This is a genomic window from Streptomyces sp. E11-3, from assembly GCF_046540415.1.
In the GTDB taxonomy this organism is placed as follows: Bacteria; Actinomycetota; Actinomycetes; order Streptomycetales; family Streptomycetaceae; genus Streptomyces.
The window spans coordinates 1-1,480 of record NZ_JAZGRL010000169.1; the positions used below are offsets into that span (position 1 = coordinate 1).

A 1,480-nucleotide genomic window follows, 5' to 3' on the forward strand; every position below is an offset into this window, starting at 1 on the left:
CACCCGTCCTTCCGCAGCTGCTCGAACGCGGTCGGGGTCGGGGGAGAGGTCGGCCGATGCCGTAGGAAGGCCCGGATTTGGCGGGCGCAGTCCTGGGGGCTGGTGGTGCCGGTGTCGCATTCGACGTCGTAGCGGCCGTGGGAGTGGACCTGAGCGAGCTGGCCCGCGGCGAGCCCTGGCGGGCGGTCGCCGCGGGCCCGCTCGCGGCGTTCCAGCTCCGGCAGGGGGCAGTGGACTCCGACCAGCACGACGTGCTCGGGGACGAACAGGTCCAGGCAGTCGCGCAGGCGCCAGTCCTCGCTGAGTACGTGGTCCATGACGACGTTGTTGCCGCCCGCCGCCATGCCCGCGACCGCGCGGTGGAAGCCCCGCCAGGTGCGCCGGAGTACGGTCCGCAGCTGGTCCGGTGTGAGGTCGTCGCGGTGGGCCCGCATGGCGTGGAAGGCGTCCACCGGGAGGTGGGACCACATGCCGTCGAGGATCGGGAGGAGTTCCCGTGCGATGCTCGATTTGCCGGAGCTGGACGTGCCGTTCAGGAAGATGATCAGGCCCTGCGGGTCTTGGGTCATGATGTGGTCCCGGGGGCAAGGCGCAGGATTTCGCCGCTTTCCAGGGCGACGTACAGCGTGCCGTCCGGGGCGAAGGCCAGGCCGTGGGGCTCGCAGTCCGGGGCGGGGAGTGGGTGCTCCGTGAGGTGGCCCTCGGGGGTGAGGGAGCCGATGCGGGACGTGGCCCACTCGGTGAACCACACCGAGCCGTCCGGGGCTGTGGTGATCGCGTGGGGGCGGCAGGCCGGGTCGGGGAGCGGGAACTCGGTGATGTGTCCGGCCGGCGTGATGCGGCCGATCCGGCCCGCGCCGATCTCGGTGAACCAGAGCGTGCCGTCGTCGCCTGCGGTGATGCCCACGGGGGCCGCCTGGGCGGTGGGCAGGGGGTGGACGGTCACCTCGCCGGTCAGGGTGATGCGGCCGATGGCGTTCGCCTGGTTGAGGGTGAACCAGAGTGCGCCGTCGCCGCCCGCTGTGATCATGGAGGGGTAGGCGCCTTCGGCTCCGGGCAGCGCGAACTCCGTTACGTCGCCGTCCTCTTCGATGCGGCCGATCCGGTCACCCTGCAACTGCGTGAACCACAATGCCCCGTCGGGGCCGGTCGCGATGCCGTACGGGCCGCTGCCCGGGGTGGGCAGTGCGTACGAGCGGGCCTGGCCGTCCGTGTCGATGCGGCCGATCCGGTCGTCTCGCATCCGGGTGAACCAGAGTGCGCCGTCGGGGCCCGTGGTGATGAGTGACGGTCCGCAGGAGTCCGAGTCGAGTGGGTGCTCGGTGAGTTGGCCCTCGGGTGTCAGGCGGGCGATCCGGCCCGCGTGCACCAGGGTGCACCACATCGCGCCGTCGGGGCCGGGAGTGAGGGCGTACGGGCCCGAGGCCGGGTCCGCGACCGGGAAGGAGCGGTCTGTGGTGAGGGTGTGGGGCATGGGGGC

2 protein-coding genes are annotated in these 1,480 nt (G+C 72.2%); both read right to left on the reverse strand.

The genetic code is table 11. The annotated features are described in order from the left end of the window. On the reverse strand, nucleotides 1-569 hold a 569-nt coding region (locus tag U9R90_RS36155), incomplete at its 3' end, for a chloramphenicol phosphotransferase CPT family protein (protein ID WP_411061731.1). Beyond that, nucleotides 566-1,474 (reverse strand): virginiamycin B lyase, encoded by a 909-nt coding sequence (locus tag U9R90_RS36160; protein WP_411061732.1) that lies wholly within the window; start codon nucleotides 1,472-1,474, stop codon nucleotides 566-568. The genes U9R90_RS36155 and U9R90_RS36160, both read right to left, overlap by 4 nt. Between the last annotated feature and the right edge of the window lie 6 nt (nucleotides 1,475-1,480).